A 1,071-nucleotide genomic window follows, 5' to 3' on the forward strand; every position below is an offset into this window, starting at 1 on the left:
TGTACTCGGCCATTAGGTTGGTGACACTCGTGTGATCGGGGTGTCCTTGATGGCGGCGTGGATGCGTTCAGTGTTGTAGTAGTTCAGCCAGGGGGCAAGTGCTGCAGCTCTTTCGGTGTTGCTGGTGAATGGTCTGGCGTAGGCCCATTCGGCTGCCAAGGTCCGGTTGAAGCGCTCGATCTTGCCGTTCGTCCAGGGGCAGTGAGGTTTGATGAACCGCTGTTGCGCGCCGATCTGCGCTGCGGCGGTCTTGAATGCGGTGGAGTTCCTGTAGGCGAAGGCATTGTCGGTGATGATGCGTTCAATTTTCCCGATGCCCCGGGCTTTGAAAAACTCTGCAGCTCGAAGGAGGAAACCAGCAGCGGTTGTGCCTTTTTCGTCCGGATGGATTTCGGCGTAGGCCAGGCGGGTACGGTCGTCGATGGCTGCGTGGATGTAGTCGAATCCAATGCCCCGCCCGCGGACTTTTTCCGAGCGGCCATGGGCCCGCCAGCCCCCGCCTTCAGGGATTCTCCCGAGTTTCTTCACGTCCACATGAATCAGCTCGCCCGGGTGTTGGCGTTCGTAGCGGACCGCCGTTGCCCGGGTGGCCCGGATGAGCGCCCCGGTAACAGGGTCGCAGGCCGCCAGAGGCGGCAGCCCCCGTCGGACGAGGATCCGCGAGATCGTTCGTTCGGGGATCCCGGTGGCACGGCTCAACCGCGCCGGCCCGCATCTGAGCTGGGTCCGGGCCGCAATCACAGCGTCCTCCCGCTCGGCGCTGGTCCTGGACGGACTCCTGCGAGGACGGCTGGATCTGTCGATGAGGCCGGACTCAGCCTCGGCCCGGAACCGTTTCACCCAGCGGTGGGCGCATTGCCGGGAAACACCCAGTTCCTTCGCCACGTGGGCTACCGGACGCTGGTCACCAATGACCCTTGCAACGAGAAGAAGTCTGCCGTGAATAGTCAATCGGGCATTAGCGTGGGACATGAGGACCTCCGTGGCCGTGAAGATGTCAGATACCTCCACTAAGCCCCGGAGGTCCTCCTCACTTCAAGACTTCTGTCACCAACGTCATGGCCGAGTACA

Annotated in this window: 1 protein-coding gene; it reads right to left on the reverse strand. The window is 62.4% G+C overall.

The window, feature by feature from the left end; all coding sequences use genetic code 11:
- Nucleotides 1-12 precede the first annotated feature (12 nt).
- Nucleotides 13-972 (reverse strand): IS481 family transposase, encoded by a 960-nt coding sequence (locus tag D3654_RS10605; protein WP_120521460.1) that lies wholly within the window; start codon nucleotides 970-972, stop codon nucleotides 13-15.
- Nucleotides 973-1,071 lie beyond the last annotated feature (99 nt).

It is taken from the genome of Arthrobacter celericrescens, from assembly GCF_003614925.1.
GTDB classification, from domain to species: domain Bacteria; phylum Actinomycetota; class Actinomycetes; order Actinomycetales; family Micrococcaceae; genus Arthrobacter; species Arthrobacter celericrescens.

Excerpts from the sequence above, each read along its gene's own strand:
- D3654_RS10605 (WP_120521460.1), bottom strand. The coding sequence starts at position 972 with ATGTCCCACGCTAATGCCCGATTGACTATTCACGGCAGACTTCTTCTC.